Origin of the sequence: Ectothiorhodospira mobilis (assembly GCF_016584115.1) — a bacterium.
Lineage (GTDB): Bacteria > Pseudomonadota > Gammaproteobacteria > Ectothiorhodospirales > Ectothiorhodospiraceae > Ectothiorhodospira > Ectothiorhodospira mobilis.
In genome coordinates, this window is the sequence record NZ_NRSK01000011.1 from 47054 (window position 1) to 71239 (window position 24186).

The window sequence follows — 24186 nt, forward strand, 5'->3', positions numbered from 1 at the left end:
TAGGGGCCTGTCAATGAAAATGCCCCCGCCGCATCCCTGCGACGGGGGCCGTGTCGCGTCGGCCGCGTCCTTTCCCTGGCGATCCTCCACTGATCCCGGATTCGTCCATGATGGCCTTCAATGGCGACACCCTCAGATTGGTCTATGGATATGCAAATTGCAAATAAAAGGGCGCCGTGAACCTGATCCAGGTCATGAATTTTCCGGGTGGGATTCATGGTCGGATCCCACCCGGGATCATTTCAGTTCCAGGTCCTGCAGCAGGAGGGACAATAGCTGTTCCTCGTGCAGGGCATCGCCGCGGGCGGTCAGGATCGGACCCAGTTCCGGATCCCAGCGGGCCTGCGTGGGGCGTCCCTCCAGCGGGGGGCCCGGTAAGTGGGCATGGAACCGAAGGGTGGCGGTGTCCATGTGCCAGGAACGGGCCGGGAATCGTGCCATGAGACCGTTGACGATGGACAGCCCCGTCCAGTCGAAGTCCGCTCGGATCCGGAGCCGGGCACCGGCCTGGGCCAGTTGTTCCAGCACGGCCCAGACTGCAGCCCCGGGTCGGCCTCCGGTGCATACCAGGGGGGCACATTGGCTGCCTAGCTGTTCGGCGGCCTCGGCCACCACGGTGGGGTTTTCGCAGACGAAGAGGGTTTGATCCCGGACGGCCCACCGGGGCGGATGGCGTAGCAACTGGCGCAGGGTGAGGTGGAGGGGTTCACCGGTGGCCCGCTGGGTTCTCAGCAATGCGTCGGTGGGGCCGTCCCCTCGGGCCGGCAGGCCGAGGATCAGGACGGTGCTGGTGATGTCCCCCCCCACGAGGATCCCGGCGTGGGCCCACAGGGTGCGCTCATCCGGGCGGTCGTCGCCCGTGCCACCCCGCCAGTGTCGCGCCAGGGCCCGGCGCACCAGGGCGGCCTCGGGACGCCCGCTGTCCAGGCCGTGGGCATCCCCCAGAGACCGGGCCGCCAGGGTGCTGCGGTTCAGGCCGCCGCCAGGCAGCTGCTCCAGCACCCTGAGGCTCCTGTCCAGAAGTCCGGCGGCCTGTTGTGGGGTGTTGCGCGATAGGCGTCGGAGCAGTCCACGGTTCCCCAGTTCCTCCAGCCAGGCCTCCAGCCCCAGGGATCGGGCCCGGTCCCGGGCCGCGTCCACCACCTCGGCCCAGCGCGCCTGCTGTGCCTCCCGCCTTTCCCGGGGGTCGACGATGGGGCCATCCAGGGCCTCCAGGGCGCTTCGCAGATCCGGTGCGATACCGGCATGGCGCAGGACCCCTTCCAGTTCCACAAGGGAGATGCGCAGGGTCTCCCCTTTGCGCGGCGGGCGTCCCAGCAGCCGTTCAATCCGTTCACGTTCCTCCGGCGTGCTGCGAGTGAGGGTGATCCGATCCCCACCACCCCGGACCAGGCGTGTCCGCAGCCGGCTGCGCAGGCGTTCGCAGTCGGGACCGCCCAGAAGACGTTGCAGACGGGCAGCGTCCGTTCTCAAAACAACTGTCCGTTTTCCGTGGGCTCCGGGTCATCGGTCGTGGGGGCGGTCCCGGCCTCCAGGGGGGTATCCGGGGCGGCCTCGCGGATGCGATGGCGTCCGTCCCAGCGCCAGTGGATCACATACACCGCGTCCAGCCCCTCGCGACGGTTCAATTGGGCGATGGCCAGGCCGGGGACATCCGGGTAGCAGCCCCATTCCCGTTCCGAGGTCATCAGGGCATCCAGATCGAACTGGGCCAGCAGGCCCATGCTCTTGGCCCGGGCATCATCGTCCACCCCGGCGAAGACCTCGTCCAGCATGATCATCCTGGGGGCCGAGGAATGGGCGCTGCCGTAGTGACTGGCCGCGGCGGCGAACAGGGGCAGGGTGATCACCAGGGCCCTTTCCCCTCCGGAGGCGGGGCCGTAGGCGGGGCGCCAGCGGCCGTTCTGCCAGCGCTCCACGGTAAAGCGATGCCAGTAACGGTAATCCAGGGCGCGCTCCAAGATATCCTGCAGGGCGCCTCCTTCCTCGCTCTCACGGGCCTCGCGGATGCGGGCCTGGATGAACTCCCCCACCGCCCGGCGATCCTCCGCGGACCAGGCATCCATGTTCTGGCGCAGCAGCCGTTCCCGGGTGACCTCCAGGCCCGCCGGCGTGGCGAGACCGGCCTGGGTTTCCCCCTCGGCCAGGGGACGCCACCGCAGGCGCAGCCGCATGCCAGTGCTGGTGGGCCGCTGTGCCAGTTCCTCATTGATGTGCTGCACCTGTCGTTCCGTTTCCATGAGGCGTATCTGGATGTGACTGGCCACTTCATCGATCAGGTAGTTCTCCACCAGTTCCCGTTCCCGGGCGGTGAGCAGTTCCCTGCGTCGCCGGATCTCCTGCTCCAGGTCCCCGGCCAGGCGGTCTGGCCCCTGATGCCTGCCCTGGAAGACGATCCCCACCAGGAGCAGGTCCCCCTGCTGTTCGGCGTGGGCATCGTGGCCGTGACGGCCCAGGGCCGCCTGCAGGGTGACGAAGTGTTGGTGCAGACCCTTCTGGTGACGTTGCCAGGCGCCTTCTCCGTCATCCACATCGGACAGGATCTGTTCCAGCCGGCGGCTCAACTGGACCGCCGCTTCCGGGGCCCAGGAGGCCCCGTCTTCCACGGACACCCGATCCCCCGTGGCCAGGGGGATCATGCCGGTCCGGGCCAGGGTGCGGAGCGCACCGATGGCCTCTTCCCGTTGCGCTTTCCTCTCCTGGAGCCGCTGTTCGCCATGTTCAATGTCCTTTCCCAGTCCGCCGATCTGCCCGAGGATCCGATTGATCTCCTGCTGTAGCCGCTGTCGTTCGCTTTCGATCTTCCGGGCACGGGCATCCACCTCGGTCAGGCGCTGCTGTAACCCCTCCACATCGGCACCGACGGTTTCGCGCAGGGTGTCGCGGCGTGTCTCGGCGTCCCGGGCCTGTCGCAGTGCTTCGTGGGCCTGTTCCGTCGCCTGGAGGGTCTCCCGGCGGGCCTCCTCCCGTTCCTCCTGCAGTTCCTGGAGGTGTTCCCGCTCCCGTTGCCGGGTCTGCAGGGCGGAGGGCAGACGATCACACTGCCGGGTATAGTTCGCCAGGGCCTGCCGGATGGTGGACAGGGCCTCCTCGGAGGTGGGCAGGGACAGATCGGCCGCCACCTCGTCCCGTTGCTGACGACACTGCGCCTCCTCCTGACGTCGTTGCTCCAGGGCCTTTCGGGCGGTCTCGGTGCGTTCCTCCTGGTCCTCCAGGACCTTCAGGGCCGAGGCCTCCCGGGCATGGGCCTCCCGCAATGGGGTGTCATCGGGTCGGTCGCGCCATTCGGCGTGGATGCGGTGACGGCGGGCCTCCAGGGCTTCCAGGGACTGGGTGATGTCTTCCAGGGCGTCCCGGCAGGCCTGGAGTTCTGCGTCGATCTCCGTCAGGCGAGCGCGGCGTGCGGCCTCCCGGGTGGCGTGGCCGATGTAGCGCGAGGCGGGCTTGGTCCAGGCGCCCCGGGCCGGACCCAGCTGCCAGTGTCCGGTCTCGCTCACCCGGCAGGCCGTCTCCTCGGAGGCAGGCGGGCCCAGCCCGATACGCTCCAGGATGCCGCACACCACCTCTGGGGATACCGGAGGGTGGCCGTCCCAGGGGCCTTCCATCGCCGGCAGGAGTACGGAGCCCAGATGGCGATGCGGGATGGGGGCCTCTGGCGTGAGCAGGGTGTCGTGGGTGTCCGCGTCCAGGATCTCCCCCCCGGGCATCACCCAGCCGTCCAGCAGGCCCGCCGCCTCCAGGGCGGCCTCCAGCCCGGCGCGGTCGGGCTCCGGGACAGGGTCCCGGAAGTCCACCAGCTGCCAAAGGGGGGCCCCGGCACGGCCCTCGCGGGATGCGACATCCCGGGTATGGGGGGCCGGCGGCGCGATTTCCCGGCCGCTTTGCAAGGCCTCTCGTTCCTCCTGCAGCAGGCCAAGCTGTTCCTCCAGGATCTGTTGCCTGGAGTGCCGGTCGGCGACCTCTGCGGCGATGTGGTTCAGCTGCAGGCTGCGCCGTTCCTCCAGGGCGGCTTCCGCCGGATGGGGGCCCTGCATGTGTTCCATCCAGTCCTCCAGCCGGGCCAGGAGGGCTTCGGGATCATCCGGCTGCAGTTCGCCAAGCCCGTACAGGTGATCCCGCCAGCGGGCCAGCAGGTCCTTCGCCGACGTTTCGGTACGCTTCCGGGCCGCCTGCATCTCCCGGTCCAGGCGGTCTCGGTCTTCCTGCTGCTGCTGCCAGTACTGCCTGGCCCAGACCACCTGCCTTTCCGCCTCGTCCAGGGCCTGGTTGTGGGTCGTCAGCAGTTGCACCCCTTCCAGGCGCCGGTTCAAGTGGCTCCGGAGCCGGTCTGGGAGAGTGGCCGCAGCCCCGGTCTCTTCCAGGTGCTGCACCTCCTGGGTGTGCAGATCCTGGAAACCGGCCTGGGATGCGTTCTGGGCCATGTCGTCCAGGAGCTGGCGCAACTCCTTTTCAGCGGTTTCGGCTCTGCCGGCCTGCCTTTCCTGCCGTTGCTCCAGGTCTATCTGACGTTGCTCCGAACGCTTGCGGTATGCCTCCCGGGAGTCCGCGTGTTCGCGACGTTGCCTGGCGTCGTCCTCGGCCTGTTGCAGGTCCCGTGCGGAGCGCATGGCCGGGCTGTCCCGCAGGGTCTGGCGCTGTTGCTCCAGGGCCTGCAGTTCCTCTTCCAGTTGTTCCCGCCGCTGCTCCTGGGTTTCTTCCTGGGCCCGTACCTCGGTCAGTTCCTTGCGCTGGCGCCCCAGGGTTGCCCGGATTTCCTCATAACGGCTGTGGGCGGTGCGGACCCCGGCCGCGCGGCGCCGGGTGGCGATGGCCGCGTACTGGCGGTAATGACGCAGGAACTCGGTGACCGCCTGATGGGCCTCCTCCAGACCACGGGTCTCGTCGGCCTCGGCATCCAGGTTGCGGTAGGCCTCGGCCACATCGGCGACGATGTCCGCATCCAGGGGAGGGAGGGCCCGGGTCAGGGCCATGGAGAGCCGGGATTCGTCCGGACGCTTGGAGAGTTGGGGCTGGCGTAATTGCAGCAGCAGGTCCAGCAGGGCCTCGTAACGTCCGGTGCCCAAATGGAACAACTGTTCGTCCACCGCCCGCCGGTACTGTCCCGACTGATCGTGAAGCTGTCCCCGTTCGCCCAGGGCATGGAGGAGGCGGTCGCGGGTGAGGGTGCGGCCGTCCTCCACCAGGAACAGGTCCTCGCCCACCCGTTGCGGGGTGATGAAGAACCAGGATTGCAGGCGTTTCTGGGCAACGGCCTTGAGGCCGCAACCCAGGGTGCGGTATTCGGGGCTGCCCTCCCTCAGGCGACCGAATTCGATCCAGGTGTATCCCAGGCGTTCGCCGGCCTCTCCCATGAGCAGATTCCATTCCATGCGCTTGTTGGGATCCCCGTCCGGCTCCACCCGGCTGGGGGTGACATGGCCATCCAGGAGGAAGGGCAGGGTCAGGGCCATGACCTTGGATTTGCCCGTGCCGTTGTTGCCTCTCAGCAGGAGACGGCCGTCGTGGAAACGGAATTCCTCGTGATCGTAATGGAACAGGTCCACCAGCCCGATGCGCAGGGGTTGCCAGCGGTCCTTTGCGGGGATCGGGAGGGAGGTCATGGGGATTCGTGCTCCATATCCAGGCCGGCGGATCCCCCACCGGAGGGGGCGCCGTCCACGGCGAACCGGGCCAGGGCCGGCCGGGGTTCGATGCGGCCATCGGCATGCATGCGTACCAGGCGCAGGCCGCTCAACTGCTCCACGGCCTGTCGGGCCAGGGCATGTTCCGTCCCCGGCTCCGTGGCGGAGCGTCGCCAGTGGCGACCGTGGACCCGGCGCCACTGGACGATCCAGCCGGAGACCTGCTCCAGGGTCAAGCGCTGATCCCCGGGCGAGGTGGCCAGCCGCTCCGCCACCAGCAGGGTGACATGGCCCTCGGTGCCTTCGTGGGGCATGTGCCGGTCGCTGAGGCTGCGCTGAGGGTCCACCATGGCCACACCCTCGGCGCGGATCTCGGGGATCAGATCGGTGGCCTCGGCGATGCGTCGGGTGATGGCGACCCGCTGGTTGGCCAGGTACTGGCGGGCATCCTCGTCCAGGTCGTCCCAATAGACCACCGGATCATCCAGCAGGCGTGCGGTCAGTCCCTGGCGCAGGGCGCGGCGCCGTCCGTCCTCCGTATCGGGGATGAACCCCTCGCTGATGGCCTCAAGGCGTGTCCCGAGCCCTTCGCAATCCCCCTCCAGCGCCACCAGCGAGGGCCCCCGCACGGTGACCAGCAGGGCGGCCAGCATGCGGTGATCGATGTCATAGAGAACGTCGTTCTCCAGGCCGTGTTGCACGAAGGCCTCCTCGTCACCGGCTACCCGCTGGAGCACGCCCCGCTCCAGCAGCAGGCGGACGATGGCCACCAGATCCCGGCGTTGCTCCCGCCCCTCCAGGCTGAAACGCAGGCCGGCGGCCTCCAGGGACGGATCCGCCGCGGCCTGGATGAGTCGTTCGCCGAGGCGCCCCAGGGTGATTTGCTGTTCACTCTGTTCCAGGTCGGCCAGCAGCAGGCAGAGCAGGGCGTAGCGCGACCGGGAGAAAGGGGTGCCCTGGGCACCGCTACCGGAGACGGCGGGGCGCGTGGCATCGGATCGATCGGCGGGCCGTTTGTGCAGGCGCGCGAACCCGGATTCCACCTGCAGATACCACCCGGTTTCGTTACCCAGCCAGTCCCGAAGGGCCTTCTGATGCCGCCGCACCAGGGGAAACGCCGGATGCCGGGCGTTCATCAGCGGATCCATGAGCAGGGCGCGCAGGGCCCGCCGGCGTTCCTCGGCCCGGGTGCGCTCCAGGACGTCGGTGAGGGGGGCGTGGGGGGTGGTCATCAGGGTGCGGATTCCAGTTCGGTGACCCGCAGGCGGTAGTCGTGGCCGGTGAGGATGCCGTCGGGGGTGTGGATGGAGGCCTGTGTCCCGGGCCCCAGGGGCAGGAGTTCGATGCGCAGGCTGCCATCCCCCGTGGTGGTGGTGATGGGGGCATCGGGCTGTTCGGCACTGGACAGGGCGTCCGCCAGCAGGCGCAGCAGCAGGTGGAAGGCCTGTCGGTCCAGCTGACCCAGCGTGGAGAGTTGCAGGGTTTCGCCCGTGGCCAGGGTGGCCCGGGCCTGGCGGAGTTGTTCGGCCTCCTGAGCCACCTGGGCTGCCAGCAGATCCTTCTCCCGCCCGCGTCGGCGCAACCGTGGCAGGGCCCCTCGTTTGCCGTAGCGGCCCGTGGTCCTGAGGCGGGGGCTGATGCGAAGGGGGGGTGCCTCCCGCCAGGGCGTCTGCGGGGGGATCGGCGCCTCTTCCCAGCGGGCAAGGGTATCCGGGTCCACGCCCAGGTGTCGGGCGGAGTGCAGGCCGAAGGCGGCACGCCACAGGCGATGGGCCTGACCGTCGTCCCCGCATTCAAGGAACCATCGGGCGAGGGTGCGAAAGTCCGCGCTCCGGTCACTGCGCCCCAGGCGGCGGGCGTTGAGGCGCTGTATTGCTTCGAGCAGCTGCGAGATGGCGCGCCGTGCCTGGGCGCGGAGCAGGGCCGCCTGGGCCCGGCCATGGGGCTGATCCAGGAACCAGCGCTTGAGTCCCTCCCAGTGGCCTTCCCAATGGGCCCGGGCCTCCCGGTGGTGTTCGGCACGGATGGTTTGCGGATCACGGACATCGTCCACGTCCGGGGCCCGATCCTCCAGATCCCGTTCCGAGGCCAGGTCCAGCAGGGGATCGATGGGACGGCCGTGCTCCCCGGGGGTGTCCAGGGACCGGATGATGCCGGTGATCTCTGCGGTGGAGGTGGTCAGGTCCCCGATGAAGCGCTCGATATAGCCGATGAGTCGCTCCTTGTAGGCGATCAGGGCCTCTTCTTCCTGGCCGCGCAGTTCCAGGGTACGGGAGAGACCGCTCATGAAGGCGCGGGCGTTCTCCGCCAGGTCCGTGAACACATGGGCGAGGTCGCGGAGCAGGAGCTGGACCTGCATGGGATCGGGGCGTTCCTGGCGGGAGAGTTGCAGCAGGGAACGCAACCTCAGGCGGATGTCATCCAGGGCGACGGTCTGCAGGGCGCCGCGACGGCCCAGTTCGCGGTCGAACACCTGGAGGGCCTGTTCGGCGGCCTCTCCGGCCCGGGTTAACTGATAGAGGTGGCTTGCACGGTAGAACTCCTCCACGGTGCTGACCCGGGCGGTATCGGGGTCCGCCTCCAGGTTTCCCCAATGCACCAGCTGGTTCAGGGCCGCCTGGATCGTTTCCAGGGGCTCCGTCCCGAGCCGTTGCCCCACATCCTCGGGACGCAGATGCACGGTGAAATGGGCCTTGGCCTCGACGAAGATCCCCATGATGGACCGGTACAGGCCGGCCTTCTCGGCCACTACATGGTTAAAGACGGAATGGGTCAAGGCGGGAGGAGACCTTACGGGATCGGTGATCAGACCTCATGGTAGACGGATCCCGTGGGGAGGATCCATGCCTGTGAAGGTCCCATCCCGGGCCACCGGCGGCCCGCACCAGGCCGCGGAACAGCCGCTGGTGGCGCATCTTCTGGGGCAGGTATTCCGGGTGCCACTGCACCCCCAGCACGAAGCGGGGTCCGCTGGCCTCGATGGCCTGGACCAGGCCGCTGGGTTCCCGGGCCACGGCCCGCAGGCCCCGGCCCAGGCGGTCCACGGCCTGGTGGTGCAGGGCGTTCACCGCCAGGGGGGCGGGGCCGGTGAGGGCCTCCAGGCGGGAGCCGGGGGTCAGGGTCACGCTCTTGCGCGGCAGGACGCTGCGCACCCGGGGGACTTCCCGGTAGAAGCCCTCCAGGTCCTGATGCAGGGTGCCGCCGTGGACCACGTTGAGCAGTTGCATGCCCCGGCAGATGCCCAGCACGGGCAGTCCGTCCGCCAGGGCCCGGCGGATGAGGGTCTCCTCCAGGCGGTCCCGGGCCCGGTCGCCGCCGTGGTGCCTGGTGCGCAGCAGGCGGCGCAGCAGCCAGAGCAGGGGGTAGAGCAGGAAGGCCAGCAGGCGCTGCCCGGAGGCGGGTTCGCTGGCGTCGATCTCCCGCATCAGGTGCAGCGGGTCTTGGCCGTACAGTCCCGGGTCCACATCGGCACCGCCGCCGATCACCAGGCCGTCCAGGCGGCCACGGGGCGGATGCCGCGCCGGGGTGATGCGCAGCGGCCGGCCGCCGGCGCGGCGGATGGCCCGTGCGGTCATGACCCAGGCGGCCAGACCGCCCCGGTCGGGGCCGGTGACGCCGATGCGGGGACGGGGGTGCGCCCTCACGGGGTCATGTCCCCGGTCCGAAAAGGCCTGCCATCCAGTCCTTGAAGCGGGTGGCAAGGCCGTCCCGCTCCGCCCCCGGGTGATTCTCCGCCAGGCGCCGCAGCCGCTCCGGCCGGGCCGCCAGGCGTTCCACCGCCACCCAGCCGGCCCAGGGCAGGCTCAGGTCCCATTGGGGTTCGTCGATGCGACAGTCCGGCAGGCGGTAATGGAAGGTGGGCCGCGCATGGATCAGATGGTGTTCCACAGGCGCCGCCCCGATCTGCTCCGGGGCCAGGTGGGCGAACAGGGGCAGCAGGTCCAGGGGGCGGTTGCGGGTGGGGTTGTGGACCAGGTAGTCGGCGATCAGCCCCTCCAGGTCCGGGGCGTAGTCCGGCTGCAGCACGTGCCGGGCATAGGCCGACGGAAACGGGTCCACGAAGGGGGTCAACCGTCGCGAGAGATCCGTCTGCGAGTGCTCCAGCAGCCAGTCGTAGAGGACCAGGAAGGCCTGCAGGTGGCGCAGGATGGAGGCCGCGTCCAGATGCGCCAGTTCCAGATTGATCTGCAGGCCGAAGGCATAGAGCAGGGAGTCGTGGGTGCCCTTGGCCCCGGCCTCCTGCAGACCCCGGCGCAGCCGGTCCAGTTCCGGCAGGGCATCGTGGGGGATCGGCGGGGCCACCACCTCGTGGGGCACCACCAGGCCCGCCATCTGCGAGAGGGCCGTCTCCAGGGCGTGGGGTTCCCCGTCCCGGTCCACTTCCACCCCCATCTTCTCCAGGTAGTCCAGATATTCCCGGCGCTTGAGCAGGTCGCTGTCCAGCTCCAGGCCGAAGTCCCCGAAGCGGGTGCCGGTGACCCGCTGCTTGAACGGGGAGTCGGCGCGGTGTTCGCCACCGAACAGGCGCGTGATGGCCGCGGCGATGGCCTCCAGGGAGAGTCCCGCCATCTCCAGCTCGATGCCGACGCGGCGCGGCTCCCCCTCGGGGTTGAGGGGCTCGGGAAGGGGCTGGAATGCGGTCATGCAGGATCCTTGTGCGGCAGGTATCGCGCACCCCCACTATAGCAACGAAAGCGTGCACGGTGCCCCCGGGGTTTTCTCCCGCGCCGCAAAACCTTAGGCTCTCGTCCATGGAACTGCACTTCACCAAGATGCACGGGCTCGGCAACGATTTCGTGGTGATCGACGCCGTGCGCCAGCGCGTGTCCCTGACCCCGGAGCGGGTGCGTTTCCTCGCCCATCGGCGCACCGGTGTGGGCTGCGATCAGGTGCTGCTGGTGGAACCCCCGGCGGACCCCGGGCAGGCCGCCTTCCGCTACCGTATCTTCAACGCCGACGGCAACGAGGTGGAGCAATGCGGCAACGGCGCCCGCTGCTTTGCCGTGTTCGTGCGCGAGGCGGGGCTGACCGAGGCCACGGTGATCCCGGTGGAGACGGCAGCCGGGATCATCAGCCTGCAGGTGCAGCGAGACGGTCAGGTGACGGTGGACATGGGTCCGCCCCGTCTGGAGCCCTGGGCGATCCCCTTCGAGGCCGGGGCCGCCGCCCCCACCCATACCCTGCAGGTGGGGGGCGAGACCCTGGAGATCGGCGCCGTGTCCATGGGCAATCCCCACGCGGTGGTGGTGGTGGAGGACGTGCGCACGGCCCCGGTGGAGCGCCTGGGGCCCCTCATCGAGCGTCATCCCCGCTTCCCCCGCGGGGCCAACGCGGGCTTCATGGAGGTGGTGTCCCGGGACCAGGTGCGCCTGCGGGTGTTCGAGCGCGGGGCGGGGGAGACCCTGGCCTGTGGTACCGGTGCCTGCGCCGCCGTGGTCAGCGGACAGTTGCAGGGTCTTCTGGACCGGCAGGTGGCGGTGGATCTGCCCGGCGGGCGGCTTGTGATAGAGTGGGCCGGTCGCGAGGATGCGCCGGTCATGATGACCGGCCCGGCACAGTCGGTCTTTACGGGTCGGATTGAACTATGAGTACACCAGGCAAGAGCGCGCTCGCCGAGGAGGCGGTCACCGAGGCATCGGTGGAGGCCTATCTGCGCGCCCATCCGGACTTTTTCGAACGCCATCTGCCGCTGCTGGAGGTCCTGCGCCTGCCCCATCCCTGCGGCGGGGCGGTCTCCCTCATCGAGCGCCAGATCACAGTGCTGCGGGAGAAGAACCACACCCTGGAGCGCAAGCTCATGGAACTGGTGAAGCTGGCCCGGGAGAACGAGCGCCTGAGCCAGCGCATGCACCACCTGGCCCTCGGTCTGATGGAGGCGGAGGATCTGGACGCCGTCCTGGCCACCACCCAGGAACACCTGCGCAGCGAATTCCGCGCCGATGTCGTGGTCATCCGCGTCTGCGGGGATCCCGCCCGGGGGATGCACTTCGTGCGCGGGGACGACCCGGCCATCGAGGGCTTCTCCCATCTCTTCGAGGACCGGCGTCCCCTCTGCGGCCGCCTCTCCCAGACCCAGCTGGAGGCCCTGTTCCCGGCACAGACGGCGGCGGAGACCCGCTCGGCGGTGGTGGTGCCCCTGCTGGAGGGTTCCAGCCCCCTGGGCCTTCTCGCCCTGGGCAGTCAGGAGGCCTCCCGCTTCCATCCCGGCATGGGCACCCTGTTTCTGGGCTATCTGGGGGAGATCGTCTCCCATGCCGTGTCCAGGCGGCTGGTACCGGCATGAACGAGCCGGGGGAGGACCGGGCGGGCGACCCCCGGATCCGGGCCTACCTGGAGCATCTGACCCGGGAGCGGGCCGCCTCGGGGCACACCGTTGCCGGCTACCGGCGGGACCTGTCCCGCCTGCGGGCCCACGTGCAGCGTGGCGACGGGGCCGTGGACTGGTCCCGGGTCACGGTGCACGATGTCCGCGCGCTGCTGGCCGCCCGCCACCGCGCCGGGGCCTCCGGCCCCAGTCTGCAGCGCCTGCTCTCGGCCATCCGCGGCTTCTTCAATTACCTTATCCGCGAGGGGGTGGCGGGGAGCAATCCCGCCCAGGGGGTGCGGGCGCCGCGCAGCCACCGTCCCCTGCCGGAGGTGCTGGAGGCGGAGCAGGTGGCCCGCCTGGTGGAACTGCCCGGACAGGATCTGCTGCAGGTGCGTGACCGGGCCATCATGGAGCTGTTCTATTCCTCGGGGCTGCGCCTGGCGGAACTGACGGACCTGGACGTGACCGGCCTGGACCTAGCCGACGCCACCGTGCGGGTCACCGGCAAGGGTCGCAAGATGCGCACCGTGCCCGTGGGCCGCAAGGCCCGGGAGGCCCTGGAGGCCTGGCTCGCCCGCCGCGGGGAATGGGCCTCCCCCCAGGAGCCCGCCCTGTTCGTCAGCCGCCGCGGGCGGCGTCTCTCCCCCCGGGCGGTACAGCGGCGCCTGGCCCATCATGCCAAGGCCCGGGGGCTGGACCGCCACGTGCATCCCCACCTGCTGCGCCATACCTTCGCCAGCCATATCCTGGAGTCCTCCCAGGACCTGCGTGCGGTGCAGGAACTGCTGGGCCATTCCGACATCGGCACCACGCAGATCTACACCCACCTGGACTACCAGCACCTGGCCCGGGTCTACGACGGGGCCCACCCGCGGGCGCGGCGCCGTCCCAAGGGCGGCTGAGCCCTGCCGCCGCCGCGGCCGATTCCGTTACAATTTTTCTTTTGAACCGGTACGGGGGAGCGACCCTTGGAACAGTTTCGTGGCACCACCATCGTCAGCATCCGCCGCAACGGCCAGGTGGCCCTGGCCGGGGACGGCCAGGTCTCTTTGGGCAACACCGTGATGAAGGGCAATGCCCGCAAGGTGCGGCGCCTGTACCATGACAAGGTCCTGGCGGGTTTTGCCGGCGGCACGGCGGATGCCTTCACCCTCTTCGAGCGTTTCGAGGGCAAGCTGGAGAAATACAGCGGCAACCTGGTGCGTGCCGCCGTGGAACTGGCCAAGGACTGGCGTACCGAACGCAGCCTGCGCCGCCTGGAGGCCCTGCTGGCGGTGGCGGACAAGGAGGCCTCGCTGATCATCTCCGGCAACGGCGATGTCATCGAGCCGGAGGAGGGCCTGATCGCCATCGGCTCCGGCGGCCCCTACGCCCAGGCCGCGGCCCGCGCCCTGTGCGAGAACACCGAGCTCCCCGCCCGCGAGATCGCCGAGAAGGCCTTGAATATCGCGGCGGACATCTGCATCTATACCAATCACAACCTGAGCATCGAGGAACTCTGAGATGCCCGGGCTGCCTCATTCCCGTTCCATTCCCGTCCTGCAAGGGCCGCGCCATGTCTGAGATGACCCCCAGAGAGATCGTCCAGGAGCTGGACCGTTTCATCGTCGGGCAGAACCCGGCCAAGCGCGCGGTGGCCATCGCCCTGCGCAACCGCTGGCGCCGCCAGCAGCTGTCCCCGGACCTGGCGCGGGAGGTGACGCCGAAGAACATCCTCATGATCGGTCCCACCGGCGTGGGCAAGACGGAGATCGCCCGGCGTCTGGCGCGCCTGGCCAATGCCCCCTTCATCAAGGTGGAGGCCACCAAGTTCACCGAGGTGGGCTACGTGGGCCGGGACGTGGAGTCCATCATCCGCGACCTGGTGGACGCCGCCGTGAAGATGCTGCGGGAACAGGAGATGGAGAAGATGCGCCCCCGGGCCGAGGAGGCGGCCGAGGAGCGCATCCTGGACGCCCTCCTGCCCCCGGCCCGGGGCAGTGGCGGCGGCTTCATGGCGGAGTCCTCCGAGCCCGAGCGCCAGGAGACGGAGACCCGGCAGAAGTTTCGCAAGCGCCTGCGGGAGGGCCAGCTGGATGACAAGGAGATCGAGATCCAGGTGCAGGCCATCCCCGCCGGGGTGGAGATCATGTCCCCCCCCGGCATGGAGGACATGGCCAGCCAGCTCCAGGGGCTGTTCCAGAACCTGGGCGGCCAGCGCACCCGCACCCGCAAGCTCAAGATCAAGGAGGCCTTCAAGCTCCTCACCGACGAGGAGGCCGCACGCCTGGTGAACGAGGAGGACATCAAGCTGCGGGCCGTCTCCCATGTGGAGCAGAACGGCATCGTCTTCCTGGATGAGATCGACAAGGTGGTGCGCAAGGGGGAATACAGCGGCGGCGACGTCTCCCGCGAGGGGGTGCAGCGGGACCTGCTGCCCCTGGTGGAGGGCTGCACCGTGAGCACCAAGGTGGGCTCGGTGCGCACCGATCATATCCTGTTCATCGCCTCCGGGGCCTTCCACCTGTCCAAGCCCTCGGACCTGATCCCCGAGCTGCAGGGCCGTCTCCCCATCCGTGTGGAACTGGAGCCCCTCACCGCCGAGGACTTCGTGCGCATCCTCACCGAGCCCCGCGCCTCCCTCACGGAGCAGTACGCGGCCCTGCTGGGCACCGAGGGCATCACTGTGGAGTTCACCGAGGACGGCGTGCGCCGCCTGGCGGAGATCGCCTCCCAGGTGAACGAGCGCACCGAGAACATCGGCGCCCGCCGCCTGCACACGGTGCTGGAGCGGGTGGTGGAGACGGTCTCCTACGAGGCCCCGGACTGCGACAGCCCGGTGCGGATCGACGCCAGCTACGTGGACGCCCGGCTGGAGGACCTGGTGCAGGACGAGGACCTGAGCCGGTACATCCTCTGAGGCGCACGCCGGACCATGGCCGCAAGACAGCGACCCACCGATATCCGGCTGCACCGCCAGTCCCGGGAGCTGGAACTGGTCTATGCCGACGGCCGGCACCACCGCCTGGGCTGCGAGTTCCTGCGCGTGCACTCCCCCTCGGCGGAGGTGCGCGGGCACGGACCCGGCCAGGAGGTCTTGCAGGTGGGCAAGGAGGGGGTCAACATCACCGCCATCGAGCCGGTGGGTCACTACGGCATCCGGCTGGTGTTCTCCGACGGTCACGACACCGGCATCTACGACTGGGACTATCTCCACCACCTGGGGGCCCACCGGGACCGGCTGTGGCATGAATACCTGGAGCGCCTGGAGGCCGCGGGCCACCGGCGCGGGGACTGACGACGGGAGCGGACATGTCCGACGACAAGACCACCGATTTCGGCTACGAACGGGTGCCGGTGAAGGAAAAGGCCCGGCGGGTGGGGCAGGTGTTCCACTCCGTGGCCGGCCGCTATGATCTCATGAACGATCTCATGTCCATGGGCATCCACCGCGCCTGGAAGCGCTTCACCGTGGAGGTGGCCGGGGCCCGTCCGGGCTGGAAGGTGCTGGACCTGGCGGGGGGCACGGGGGACCTGGCGGCCAAGTTCGCCCGCATCACCGGGCCCCGGGGCCGGGTGGTACTCAGTGACATCAACGCCTCCATGCTCACCCAGGGGCGCGCCCGGCTGGTGGACGAGGGACTGGTGGAGAACCTGGACTTCGTGCAGGCCGATGCCGAGCACCTGCCCTTCGCCGACGATCAATTCGATCTGATCACCATCGCCTTCGGCCTGCGCAACGTCACCGACAAGAACGCCGCCCTGGCCTCCATGCACCGGGTACTCAAGCCCGGCGGCAAGCTGCTGGTGCTGGAGTTCTCCCATCCCGTATCCCGCACCTTCGGCAAGGTGTACGACCTGTACAGCTTCAAGGCGCTGCCGCTCATGGGGCAGCTGGTGGCCGGTGATGCCGACAGCTACCGCTACCTGGCGGAGAGCATCCGCATGCACCCCGACCAGGAGACCCTCAAGGGCATGATGGAGAGCGCGGGTTTCGAGCGCTGCGATTACTTCAACCTCACCGGCGGGGTGGTGGCCCTGCACCGGGGCTACAAGCTCTGAATCCGCCCCGCCATCCCCGCCAGGAGCAGACGGTCATGAAGACACCCCCCGCCCCCGTCACCGCCCTGCTGGAGGCGGCCATCCGCCGCTACCTGGCCCTGGACCCGGACAGCCGTGCCCGGCTCGAGGCCCTGGGCACGGGGGTGGTGGCCCTGCACATCACCGGCATCGACCTGACCCTCCACTTCATCCCCGGCGACGGTTTCCTGCAGGTCTCGGGGCGGTACGATGGCGAGCCGGATGCCCATATCGCCGCCTCACCCCTGTCCCTGGCGCGGCTGTGGTCGGATGACCCCGGCGCCCCGCTGCCGGAGACGGTGACCCTGGTGGGGGACGTGGAGCTGGCGCGGCGGCTCAACGATCTGCTGCGGGGTGTGGACCTGCACTGGGAGGATCTCCTGGCCCGTCTGGTGGGGGAGGCGGGGGCGCAGCGCGTGCGCCGGGGGTTCTGCGGCCTGCGGGAGCGCTGGCACCGCGCCCGCGACGGGGTGCAGGGACGCGTGGGTGAGCAACTGCGCGGCGGCCCCCTGGCCGGCCGCGCCGAGGTGGAGGCCTATATGGACGCGGTGGACCGGCTGCGCAGCGACGCGGACCGCCTGGAGGCGCGCATCCGCCGCCTGGAAGGGAGCCGCCCCGGCGGCGGGGGTTGAGCGCGTCCATGCTGCAGCACCTGCATCCCTCCCAGATCCTGCGCCTGCTCACCATCAACCGGGTGCTCATCCGCCACGGCCTGGACGACGTGGTGCTCACCCTGCGCCTGTTCCGGCCGGTGCGTTTCGTGCGCTACATGGCCCCGTGGAACTGGTTCCGCAAGGTCCCCTATGGCCGCGGCGAGCGCATCCGCCGGGCCCTGGAGGACCTGGGGCCCATCTTCATCAAGTTCGGGCAGATGGTCTCCACCCGGCGCGACCTGCTGCCGGACGACATCGCCGCGGAGCTGGCCCGGCTGCAGGACCGGGTGCCCCCCTTCCCCAACGAGCAGGCCCGGGCCATCGTCGAACGTGCCCTGGGCCGGCCCGTGGAATCCCTCTTCGCCCGTTTCGAGGCCACCCCCATGGCCTCCGCCTCCATCGCCCAGGTGCACGGCGCGGTGCTCCATGACGGCCGCCAGGTGGTGGTGAAGGTGGTGCGCCCCGGCATCGAGAAGGCCATCCGCCGGGACGTGGAACTCATGTACGTCATCGCCGAGCTGGCGGAGCGCTACTGGCCGGAGGGCCGGCGCCTGCGCCCGGTGGAGGTGGTGGCGGAATACGAGCAGACCCTGCTGGACGAGCTGGATCTCATGCGCGAGGCGGCCAACGCCTCCCAGATCCGCCGCAACTTCGAGGGTTCCCCCCTGTTGTATATGCCCGAGGTCCACTGGGACTACTGCCGTCAGGACGTGATGGTGATGGAGCGCATCCATGGGATCCCGGTGTCCGACGTGGCCGCCCTGCGCGCCCGGGGGGTGGACCTGCGGCTTTTGGCGGAGCGGGGGGTGGAGATCTTCTTCACCCAGGTCTTCCGCCACAACTTCTTCCATGCCGACATGCACCCGGGCAACATCTTCATCGATGTCACCGATCCGGCGGATCCCAGCTACATCGCCGTGGATTTTGGCATCGTCGGCACCCTCTCGCCGGCGGACCAGCGCTACCTGGCGGAGAACTTCTACGCCTTCTTCAACCGTGACTACGCCCGGGTGGCGGAGCTGCACGTGGAATCCGGCTGGGTACCCCCGGACGTGCGCGTGGCCGAGCTGGAGGGGGCCATCCGCACCGTGTGCGAGCCCATCTTCGAGAAGCCCCTCAAGGACATCTCCTTCGGCCACGTGCTGGTGCGCCTGTTCCAGACCGCCCGGCGCTTCAACATGGAGGTGCAGCCGCAGCTGGTGCTCCTGGAGAAGACCCTGCTCAACATCGAGGGGATGGGGCGGGATCTCTACCCGGACCTGGACCTGTGGAAGACGGCCCGCCCCTTCATCCAGCGCTGGATGGACGAGCAGGTGGGGGCGCGGGCCCTGGTGCGGGGGCTACGGCGCAATCTGCCCTTCATCCTGGAAAAGGCCCCGGACGTCCCCGGTCTGCTGCACGAGGCCCTGCGTCAGCAGACCCTGGCGGATGAGCGCCAGGCCCTGCAGCAGGCCCAGCTGCGGCGGCTCCAGGGGGAGATCCGCGATGCCAACCGCCGCACCGTCTTTGCGGTGCTGGGCAGTGCCCTGATGATCGCTGCGGTGCTGCTGGTGTCCCGGGTTCCGGGCATGCCCGGTCTGCTGGGCATGCCCTGGCCCGCCTGGGGGCTGGGCGGCCTGGGCCTGGCGCTGCTGCTGGCGGCCCTGTGGCGGCGCGCGCCCCTGGAGAAGGCCTAGGGACGGATGCCCCGCCCGCGGCGGATCAGCAGGGGCTGTGCCACGGGCGGGACCCGGATGCGCATGGCTTATCCGCGCTTGCCCTTGGGCGGGATGTGCAGGGGGTGCCCCAGGGTCGCCAGGGCGGCCTCGTGCACCGCCTCGGAGAGGGTGGGGTGGGCGAAGACGGTGCGGGCCAGGTCCTCGCTGGAGGCACCGAACTCGATGGCGATGGCGCATTCGGCGATGAGCTCCGAGGCCCGGGAGCTGATGATATGGGCCCCCAGGAGCCGGTCCGTCTCGGCATGGGCCAGCAGCTTCACGAAACCCGTGGTGTCCTCCATGGCCCGGGCCCGGCCGGAGGCCACAAAGGGGAAGACCCCCGTGGCGTAGGGGATGCCCTGCCGCTTCAGATCCTGCTCCGTGTGCCCCACCCAGGCGATCTCCGGCAGGGTGTAGATCACGTTGGGGATGGTGTCGTAGTTCACCGTGGTCTCCATGCCGGCGATGCGTTCGGCCACCATGACCCCCTCCTCGGAGCCCTTGTGGGCCAGCATGGGGCCGCGCACCGCATCCCCCACGGCATAGACCCCGGGCACGGTGGTCTGGCAGTACTCGTCCACATGGATGGCGCCGCGTTCGTCCATGGCCAGTTCCACCGGGCCGTTCACCAGGCCGTCGGTGCAGGGGCGGCGGCCGACGCAGACCACCAGCCGGTCGAAGCGCTCCTCGTGCTCCCCCTCGCCGTCCTCGTAGACCACGCTCACGTTACCCGCGTCCCGGTCCACCCGGGCCGAGGTCACCCGGGTGGAGAGGCGGATGTCCAGTCCCTGCTTGCCGAAGATCTTGAGGGATTCCCCGGCCACCTGTTCGTCGCAGAAGGAGAGGAAACGGTCCTGGGCCTCCAGCATCACCACCTCGGACCCCAGCCGCCGCCAGACACTGCCCAGCTCCAGGCCGATGACCCCGGCGCCGATGATCCCCAGGCGTGCGGGCACCTGATCGAAGGACAGGGCCCCGGTGGAGTCCACGATGGACTCGCCGTCGAAGGGGGCACTGCCCAGTTCCACCGGGGCGGAGCCGGGGGCCAGGATGATGTGTTGTGCGCCGAGGGTCTCCTCCTGGCCGTCGTGGGCCGTGAAGCCCACCTGGCGCTCCCCCTTGAGCTGGCCGTGGCCCTTGAGCCAGGTGACCTGGTTGGCCTTGAACAGGCCCTGGATGCCCTGGGTGAGGTGGTTCACCAGCCGGTCCTTGCGGGCCATCATGTCCCCCAGGTCCAGTTCCACGCCGCCGCAGCGCACGCCGTGGGTCTGCAGGTGCTTGCTGGCGTGCTCGTAGAGTTCCGAGGACTCCAGCAGGGCCTTGGAGGGGATGCAGCCCACGTTGAGGCAGGTGCCACCCAGGCGCTCCTTGCCGGCGGGGTCGCGCCAGCGGTCGATGCAGGCCGTCTTCAGGCCCAGTTGGGCGCAGCGGATGGCGGCCACGTAGCCCGCCGGTCCGGCGCCGATGACGATGACATCAAATGACTGCTCCGCCATGGTGTGGCTCCAGGCAATGATTCGGAAAAGGGTTGCCGCCGGCCCGGGGCCGGCGCCGTACGGGGGATCTCAGACCTCCAGCAGCAGGCGCGTGGGATCCTCCAGCATGTCCTTGATGGTGACCAGGAACTGCACCGCCTCGCGGCCGTCCACCAGGCGGTGGTCGTAGGACACCGCCAGGTACATCATGGGCCGGATCACCACCTCGCCGTTCTCCGCCACCGGCCGCTCCTGGATGCGGTGCATCCCCAGGATGGCGCTCTGCGGGGGATTGATGATGGGGGTGGAGAGCAGCGACCCGAAAACCCCGCCGTTGGAGATGGTGAAGGTGCCGCCGGTGAGGTCCTCGATGCCCAGGCTGCCCTCCTCGGCCTGGCGGCCGAAGTCGGCGATGGCGCGTTCGATGTCGGGCATGGTGAGGGCGTCCGTATCCCGCAGGATGGGCACCACCAGGCCCCGCGGGGAGGAGACGGCGATGCCGATGTCGAAGTAGCCATGGTAGACGACGTCGCGCCCGTCGATGGAGGCGTTCACCTCGGGGAAGCGCTTGAGGGCCTCGGTGGCCGCCTTGACGAAGAAGGACATGAACCCCAGGCGCACGCCGTGGCGCTTCTCGAAGCGGTCCTTGTACTGGGCGCGCAGGTCCATCACCGGCTTCATGTTCACCTCGTTGAAGGTGGTGAGCATGGCCGCGGTCTGCTGGGCCTCCACCAGGCGCTCGGCGACCCGGGCCCGCAGCCGGGTCATGGGCACGCGCTTCTCGGGGCGGGCCTCGGGGGTGCCCGGCTCGGGCCGGGGTTCCGGCGCGGACTGCGTCGCCCCGGCCCCGGACTCGCCGGAGGCGGCCTCGGGGGCGGATGCGGATTCTGCGGGGGCCTGCGCCTGCAGATGGCGCAGCACGTCCTCCTTGAGGATGCGCCCGCCCTTGCCGCTGCCCTCGATGCGGGCGGGATCCAGGTCATGCTCCGCCACCAGCTTGCGCACCGCCGGGCTCAGGGAGGGGGCCTGGTCCCCGGAGGGGGTGGCCGGGGCCTTGTCGTCTCCCTTGCCTTGCCCCTGGTCCTCTCCGTTCCTGTTCTTCTCCGCGTCCTTGTCCTTGTCCTTGTCTTTGCCCCCGTCCTGGTCCGCGGCACCGGCGGCCGGCTTCTTGCCCTTCCTGCCTTCCCCCTGTTCCACGTGGCCGATCACCTGTCCGGCGGTGACCACCGATCCCTCGTCCTCGACGATGTCCCCGAGGACGCCATCCTCCGGGGCGGGCACCTCCAGGACCACCTTGTCCGTCTCGATATCCACCAGGGTCTCGTCGCGCTGCACGGCGTCGCCGGGGCGCTTGTGCCAGGAGACGATGGTGGCGTCGGCCACGGATTCGGGGAGTTGCGGGATCTTCACCTCGATACTCATTGCGTGTAAGTCCTTGTGGGTTCCGGCATGTGAAGGGATGGGGGATGGTGGGTTGCGGCCCGGTTCAGGTCAGGCGCAGGGCCCGTTCAACAAGGGCCTCCTGCTGCTTCACGTGCACGTCCAGGTGGCCCACCGCGGGGGAGGCGGAGGCGGGCCGGGTGACGTGCTGCAGATAGCGGCCCTCGCCCAGCAGGGCGCGGATGTGGTGCTGCGTGGCGTACCAGGCCCCCTGGTTCAGGGGCTCCTCCTGCACCCAGTAGAACTCGGTGGCATTGGTATAGGCCGCCAGGATCTCGGCCAGCTCCTCGTCCGGGAAGGGATACAGCTGCTCCAGGCGCACCAGGGCGATGCGGTGCTTCTCCTCGCTGCGGCGCCGTTCCAGGAGATCGTAATAGACCTTGCCGGCGCAGAGGATGACCCGGGTGACCCCGGCCGGGTCCAGGTCGTCCACCTCGTCGAGGACGGGCCGGAAGCGGCCGCTGGTGAGGTCCTCCAGGGCGTTCACCGCCAGCTTGTGGCGCAGCAGGCTCTTGGGGGTCATGACGATCAGCGGCTTGCGGTAGGGCCGGATCATCTGCCGGCGCAGCAGGTGGAACATCTGCGCCGGGGTGGAGGGTACGCACACCTGCATGTTGTGCTGGGCGCAGAGTTGCAGGTAGCGCTCCAGGCGGGCCGAGGAGTGCTCCGGCCCCTGGCCCTCATAGCCATGGGGCAGGAGCATCACCAGGCCGCAGAGGCGGCCCCATTTCTGCTCGCCGGAGCTGATGAATTGGTCGATGAGCACCTGCGCCCCGTTGGCGAAGTCGCCGAACTGGGCCTCCCAGAGGGTGAGGGTGTCGGGGGCGGCGGTGGCATAGCCGTACTCGAAGCCCAGCACCCCTTCCTCCGAGAGCAGGGAATCCACCACGAGAAAGTCCGCCTGGTCCTCCGTCAGGTGACGCAGGGGGATCCAGCGGTCCCCGTCCTGCTGGTTGTAGAGCACGGCGTGACGATGGAAGAAGGTGCCGCGGCCGCTGTCCTGACCGGACAGGCGCACGGGGTAGCCCTCGGCGAGCAGGGTGGCGTAGGCGCTGGTCTCGGCGAACCCCCAGTCCAGGGGCAGGGAGCCGGCGGCCATCTTGCGCCGGTCGTCCAGGATGCGGGCGACCCGGGACTGCAACTGGAACCCCTCGGGGACCTCCACCAGCCGCCGCCAGAGATCGCGCAGGGTCTCCTTGGGTACCGCCGTGGCGGCGGGTTCGCGCCAGTCCCGGTCCAGGTAGGGCTTCCAGTCCACGGGCTGGTCGTAGCTGTCGCCGCCCCCGATGAGATCGGGCATCATGCCTTCCCCGGAATCCAGGCGTTCGCGCACCCGGGATTCCATCCCCCGGGCCTCGTCCGTATCCAGGATGCCCGCCTCCTCCAGGCGGCTGGCATAGCGGGCCCGGGTGGTGGGCAGTTCCTTGATGCGCTTGTACATGGCCGGCTGGGTGACGGAGGGTTCATCCGCCTCGTTGTGCCCCTGACGGCGGTAGCAGACCAGGTCGATGACCACGTCCTTCTTGAAGGTCATGCGGTAGTCCAGGGCCACCTGGGCGGCGAACAGGGCCATCTCCGGGTCGTCCCCGTTCACGTGCAGGATGGGGGCGTCCACCATCTTGGCCACGTCGGTGCAGTAGGGGGTGGAACGGGCATCCCGCAGGGTGCTGGTGGTGAAGCCGATCTGGTTGTTCACCACGATGTGCACCGTGCCCTTGGTGGAGAACCCGCGGGTCTGGGACATGTTCAGGGTCTCCATGATCACCCCCTGTCCGGCGAAGGAGGCATCGCCGTGGATCAGCAGGGGCAGGACCTGGTCCCCCTCGCGGTCGCCGCGGCGGGTCTGGCGGGCGCGGGCCGAGCCCTCCACCACGGGATTGACGATCTCCAGGTGGGAGGGGTTGAAGGCCAGGGCCAGGTGCATGGGGCCACCGGGGGTCTGCACGTCGGAGGAGAAGCCCATATGGTACTTCACGTCCCCCGTGCCCGGATGGCGCCGGCCCTTGCCCTCGAATTCCTGGAACAGCTCCGCCGGAGACTTGCCCAGGGTGTTCACCAGCACGTTCAACCGGCCGCGGTGGGCCATGCCCATCACCGTCTCGCGCACGCCCAGTTCGCCGGCGCGGCGGATGCATTCGTCCAGCAGGGGGATGAGGGTCTCGCCGCCCTCCAGGGAGAAGCGCTTCTGCCCCACGTAGCGGCTGTGCAGGTAGCGCTCTAGGCCTTCGGCCGCCGTCAGCCGGTCCAGGATGGAGCGCCGGCGCTCGTCGCTGAAGCGGGGCTCGCCACGCACCGATTCCAGCCGTTGCTGCAGCCAGCGTTTCTCGGCGGTCTCCCGCAGGTGCATGTATTCCGCCCCCAGGGTCTTGCAGTAGGTGCCCTTGAGGATGCGCACGATCTCCCGCAGGGGGGCCTCGTCGGGGCCCACCAGGGAGCCGGTGTTGTAGGTGCTGGCCAGATCCGCCTCGGAGAGCTGGTGGTGTTCCAGGGTCAGTTCCGGCAGGGGTTCCGGGCGGGTCAGTTCCAGCGGGTCCAGGTCCGCCTGCAGGTGGCCCAGGAAACGGTGGGCGTTGATGTATTGCAGCACGCGCACCTGCTTGCGTTCGTGTTCCAGGCTGCCCATGGGCAGGCCCCGGGCCGTGCCGTTCTCCGCCAGGCGGCGGAACTCCTCCCGCACCCGGCTGTGCAGCAGTTCACCGCCCTGCGCGGGGTGTCCCATGGCCTCGAAATGCCGTCGCCAGCGCTCCGGCACATTCTCCGGGGACTGCAGATAGGCCTCGAAGAGTTGGTCCAGGTAGGCGGCATTGCCCGCGTCCAGGTAGGAGGTCTCCCATTGGCTCTGCATGTCGCGGGCGGGGTTGTGTCGGGTCATGGCGTCTGGGTCTGCGTGGGCTGTGCGGATGTCATCGGGGCGGGTTTTGCTGCTCAGCATCA

The 24186-nt window shown here is 69.4% G+C and carries 18 protein-coding genes; 9 read left to right on the forward strand and 9 right to left on the reverse strand.

Annotation, left to right across the window (positions count from 1 at the left end; all coding sequences use genetic code 11):
• Window positions 1-237: 237 nt before the first annotated feature.
• From CKO33_RS06440 to CKO33_RS06465, 6 genes are all read right to left on the reverse strand, one after another.
• Entirely contained in the window at window positions 238-1473 is a 1236-nt protein-coding gene (locus CKO33_RS06440; RefSeq protein WP_200180497.1) for a TIGR02679 family protein, read from the reverse strand.
• Complete coding sequence (locus CKO33_RS06445) at window positions 1470-5600, reverse strand: TIGR02680 family protein (protein WP_200180499.1); 4131 nt, start codon at window positions 5598-5600, stop codon at window positions 1470-1472. Before CKO33_RS06445 ends, CKO33_RS06440 begins: the two co-directional genes overlap by 4 nt.
• The gene (locus tag CKO33_RS06450; RefSeq protein WP_200180501.1) at window positions 5597-6853 is read right to left on the reverse strand and encodes a TIGR02678 family protein; all 1257 of its coding nucleotides are present in this window, start codon (window positions 6851-6853) and stop codon (window positions 5597-5599) included. Before CKO33_RS06450 ends, CKO33_RS06445 begins: the two co-directional genes overlap by 4 nt.
• A complete protein-coding gene (locus CKO33_RS06455) occupies window positions 6853-8397 on the reverse strand; it encodes a TIGR02677 family protein (protein WP_200180503.1) in 1545 nt (514 codons plus the stop codon). Before CKO33_RS06455 ends, CKO33_RS06450 begins: the two co-directional genes overlap by 1 nt.
• The gene (locus tag CKO33_RS06460; RefSeq protein WP_200180557.1) at window positions 8378-9196 is read right to left on the reverse strand and encodes a gamma-glutamyl-gamma-aminobutyrate hydrolase family protein; all 819 of its coding nucleotides are present in this window, start codon (window positions 9194-9196) and stop codon (window positions 8378-8380) included. The genes CKO33_RS06455 and CKO33_RS06460 overlap by 20 nt, the downstream gene beginning before the upstream one ends.
• Window positions 9197-9269: 73 nt before the next feature.
• Window positions 9270-10265: an amidoligase family protein gene (locus tag CKO33_RS06465; RefSeq protein ID WP_200180505.1), complete on the reverse strand. Its 996-nt coding sequence runs from the start codon at window positions 10263-10265 to the stop codon at window positions 9270-9272.
• Between the two features lie 107 nt (window positions 10266-10372).
• On the opposite strand from CKO33_RS06465, the gene dapF reads away from it, so the two are divergent.
• The 9 genes from dapF (at window position 10373) to ubiB (ending at window position 18316) form a co-directional block, all read left to right on the forward strand.
• Window positions 10373-11209 (forward strand): diaminopimelate epimerase, encoded by an 837-nt coding sequence (gene dapF, locus CKO33_RS06470; RefSeq protein ID WP_200180507.1) that lies wholly within the window; start codon window positions 10373-10375, stop codon window positions 11207-11209.
• Window positions 11206-11904: a DUF484 family protein gene (locus tag CKO33_RS06475; RefSeq protein ID WP_200180509.1), complete on the forward strand. Its 699-nt coding sequence runs from the start codon at window positions 11206-11208 to the stop codon at window positions 11902-11904. The genes dapF and CKO33_RS06475 overlap by 4 nt, the downstream gene beginning before the upstream one ends.
• Window positions 11901-12830, forward strand: a complete 930-nt coding sequence (gene xerC / locus CKO33_RS06480; RefSeq protein WP_200180511.1) for a tyrosine recombinase XerC — start codon at window positions 11901-11903, stop codon at window positions 12828-12830. The genes CKO33_RS06475 and xerC overlap by 4 nt, the downstream gene beginning before the upstream one ends.
• A 66-nt stretch (window positions 12831-12896) precedes the next feature.
• Window positions 12897-13430, forward strand: coding sequence for an ATP-dependent protease subunit HslV (hslV, locus tag CKO33_RS06485; RefSeq protein ID WP_200180513.1), 534 nt, complete (start codon window positions 12897-12899; stop codon window positions 13428-13430).
• Window positions 13431-13483: 53 nt separating this feature from the next.
• On the forward strand, window positions 13484-14827 hold the full coding sequence (hslU, locus tag CKO33_RS06490) for an ATP-dependent protease ATPase subunit HslU (protein ID WP_200180515.1): 1344 nt from the start codon (window positions 13484-13486) through the stop codon (window positions 14825-14827).
• Between the two features lie 15 nt (window positions 14828-14842).
• On the forward strand, window positions 14843-15205 hold the full coding sequence (locus CKO33_RS06495; protein WP_200180517.1) for a gamma-butyrobetaine hydroxylase family protein: 363 nt from the start codon (window positions 14843-14845) through the stop codon (window positions 15203-15205).
• Window positions 15206-15219: 14 nt separating this feature from the next.
• A complete protein-coding gene (gene ubiE, locus CKO33_RS06500) occupies window positions 15220-15969 on the forward strand; it encodes a bifunctional demethylmenaquinone methyltransferase/2-methoxy-6-polyprenyl-1,4-benzoquinol methylase UbiE (RefSeq protein WP_200180519.1) in 750 nt (249 codons plus the stop codon).
• A gap of 35 nt (window positions 15970-16004) precedes the next feature.
• Window positions 16005-16619, forward strand: coding sequence for a ubiquinone biosynthesis accessory factor UbiJ (locus CKO33_RS06505; RefSeq protein WP_200180521.1), 615 nt, complete (start codon window positions 16005-16007; stop codon window positions 16617-16619).
• Between the two features lie 8 nt (window positions 16620-16627).
• The gene (gene ubiB, locus CKO33_RS06510) at window positions 16628-18316 is read left to right on the forward strand and encodes a ubiquinone biosynthesis regulatory protein kinase UbiB (RefSeq protein WP_200180522.1); all 1689 of its coding nucleotides are present in this window, start codon (window positions 16628-16630) and stop codon (window positions 18314-18316) included.
• Between the two features lie 68 nt (window positions 18317-18384).
• Here the strand turns inward: ubiB and lpdA are convergent, their stop codons facing one another.
• The 3 genes from lpdA to CKO33_RS06525 form a co-directional block, all read right to left on the reverse strand.
• Window positions 18385-19833 (reverse strand): dihydrolipoyl dehydrogenase, encoded by a 1449-nt coding sequence (lpdA, locus tag CKO33_RS06515; RefSeq protein ID WP_200180524.1) that lies wholly within the window; start codon window positions 19831-19833, stop codon window positions 18385-18387.
• Window positions 19834-19902: 69 nt separating this feature from the next.
• Window positions 19903-21234, reverse strand: a complete 1332-nt coding sequence (gene odhB, locus CKO33_RS06520) for a 2-oxoglutarate dehydrogenase complex dihydrolipoyllysine-residue succinyltransferase (RefSeq protein WP_200180526.1) — start codon at window positions 21232-21234, stop codon at window positions 19903-19905.
• A gap of 64 nt (window positions 21235-21298) precedes the next feature.
• The gene (locus CKO33_RS06525) at window positions 21299-24124 is read right to left on the reverse strand and encodes a 2-oxoglutarate dehydrogenase E1 component (RefSeq protein ID WP_200180528.1); all 2826 of its coding nucleotides are present in this window, start codon (window positions 24122-24124) and stop codon (window positions 21299-21301) included.
• Window positions 24125-24186: the final 62 nt, after the last annotated feature.

Bases quoted from the DNA above. Each gene is read 5' to 3' on its own strand.
- CKO33_RS06450 (WP_200180501.1), bottom strand. From the start codon at position 6,853: ATGACCACCCCCCACGCCCCCCTCACCGACGTCCTGGAGCGCACCCGG.
- xerC (WP_200180511.1), top strand. From the start codon at position 11,901: ATGAACGAGCCGGGGGAGGACCGGGCGGGCGACCCCCGGATCCGGGCC.
- CKO33_RS06525 (WP_200180528.1), bottom strand. From the start codon at position 24,124: ATGACCCGACACAACCCCGCCCGCGACATGCAGAGCCAATGGGAGACC.
- CKO33_RS06475 (WP_200180509.1), top strand. From the start codon at position 11,206: ATGAGTACACCAGGCAAGAGCGCGCTCGCCGAGGAGGCGGTCACCGAG.
- ubiE (WP_200180519.1), top strand. From the start codon at position 15,220: ATGTCCGACGACAAGACCACCGATTTCGGCTACGAACGGGTGCCGGTG.
- CKO33_RS06495 (WP_200180517.1), top strand. From the start codon at position 14,843: ATGGCCGCAAGACAGCGACCCACCGATATCCGGCTGCACCGCCAGTCC.
- CKO33_RS06460 (WP_200180557.1), bottom strand. From the start codon at position 9,196: ATGACCGCACGGGCCATCCGCCGCGCCGGCGGCCGGCCGCTGCGCATC.
- odhB (WP_200180526.1), bottom strand. From the start codon at position 21,234: ATGAGTATCGAGGTGAAGATCCCGCAACTCCCCGAATCCGTGGCCGAC.
- hslU (WP_200180515.1), top strand. From the start codon at position 13,484: ATGTCTGAGATGACCCCCAGAGAGATCGTCCAGGAGCTGGACCGTTTC.
- lpdA (WP_200180524.1), bottom strand. From the start codon at position 19,833: ATGGCGGAGCAGTCATTTGATGTCATCGTCATCGGCGCCGGACCGGCG.
- CKO33_RS06505 (WP_200180521.1), top strand. From the start codon at position 16,005: ATGAAGACACCCCCCGCCCCCGTCACCGCCCTGCTGGAGGCGGCCATC.
- ubiB (WP_200180522.1), top strand. From the start codon at position 16,628: ATGCTGCAGCACCTGCATCCCTCCCAGATCCTGCGCCTGCTCACCATC.
- dapF (WP_200180507.1), top strand. From the start codon at position 10,373: ATGGAACTGCACTTCACCAAGATGCACGGGCTCGGCAACGATTTCGTG.
- CKO33_RS06445 (WP_200180499.1), bottom strand. From the start codon at position 5,600: ATGACCTCCCTCCCGATCCCCGCAAAGGACCGCTGGCAACCCCTGCGC.
- CKO33_RS06465 (WP_200180505.1), bottom strand. From the start codon at position 10,265: ATGACCGCATTCCAGCCCCTTCCCGAGCCCCTCAACCCCGAGGGGGAG.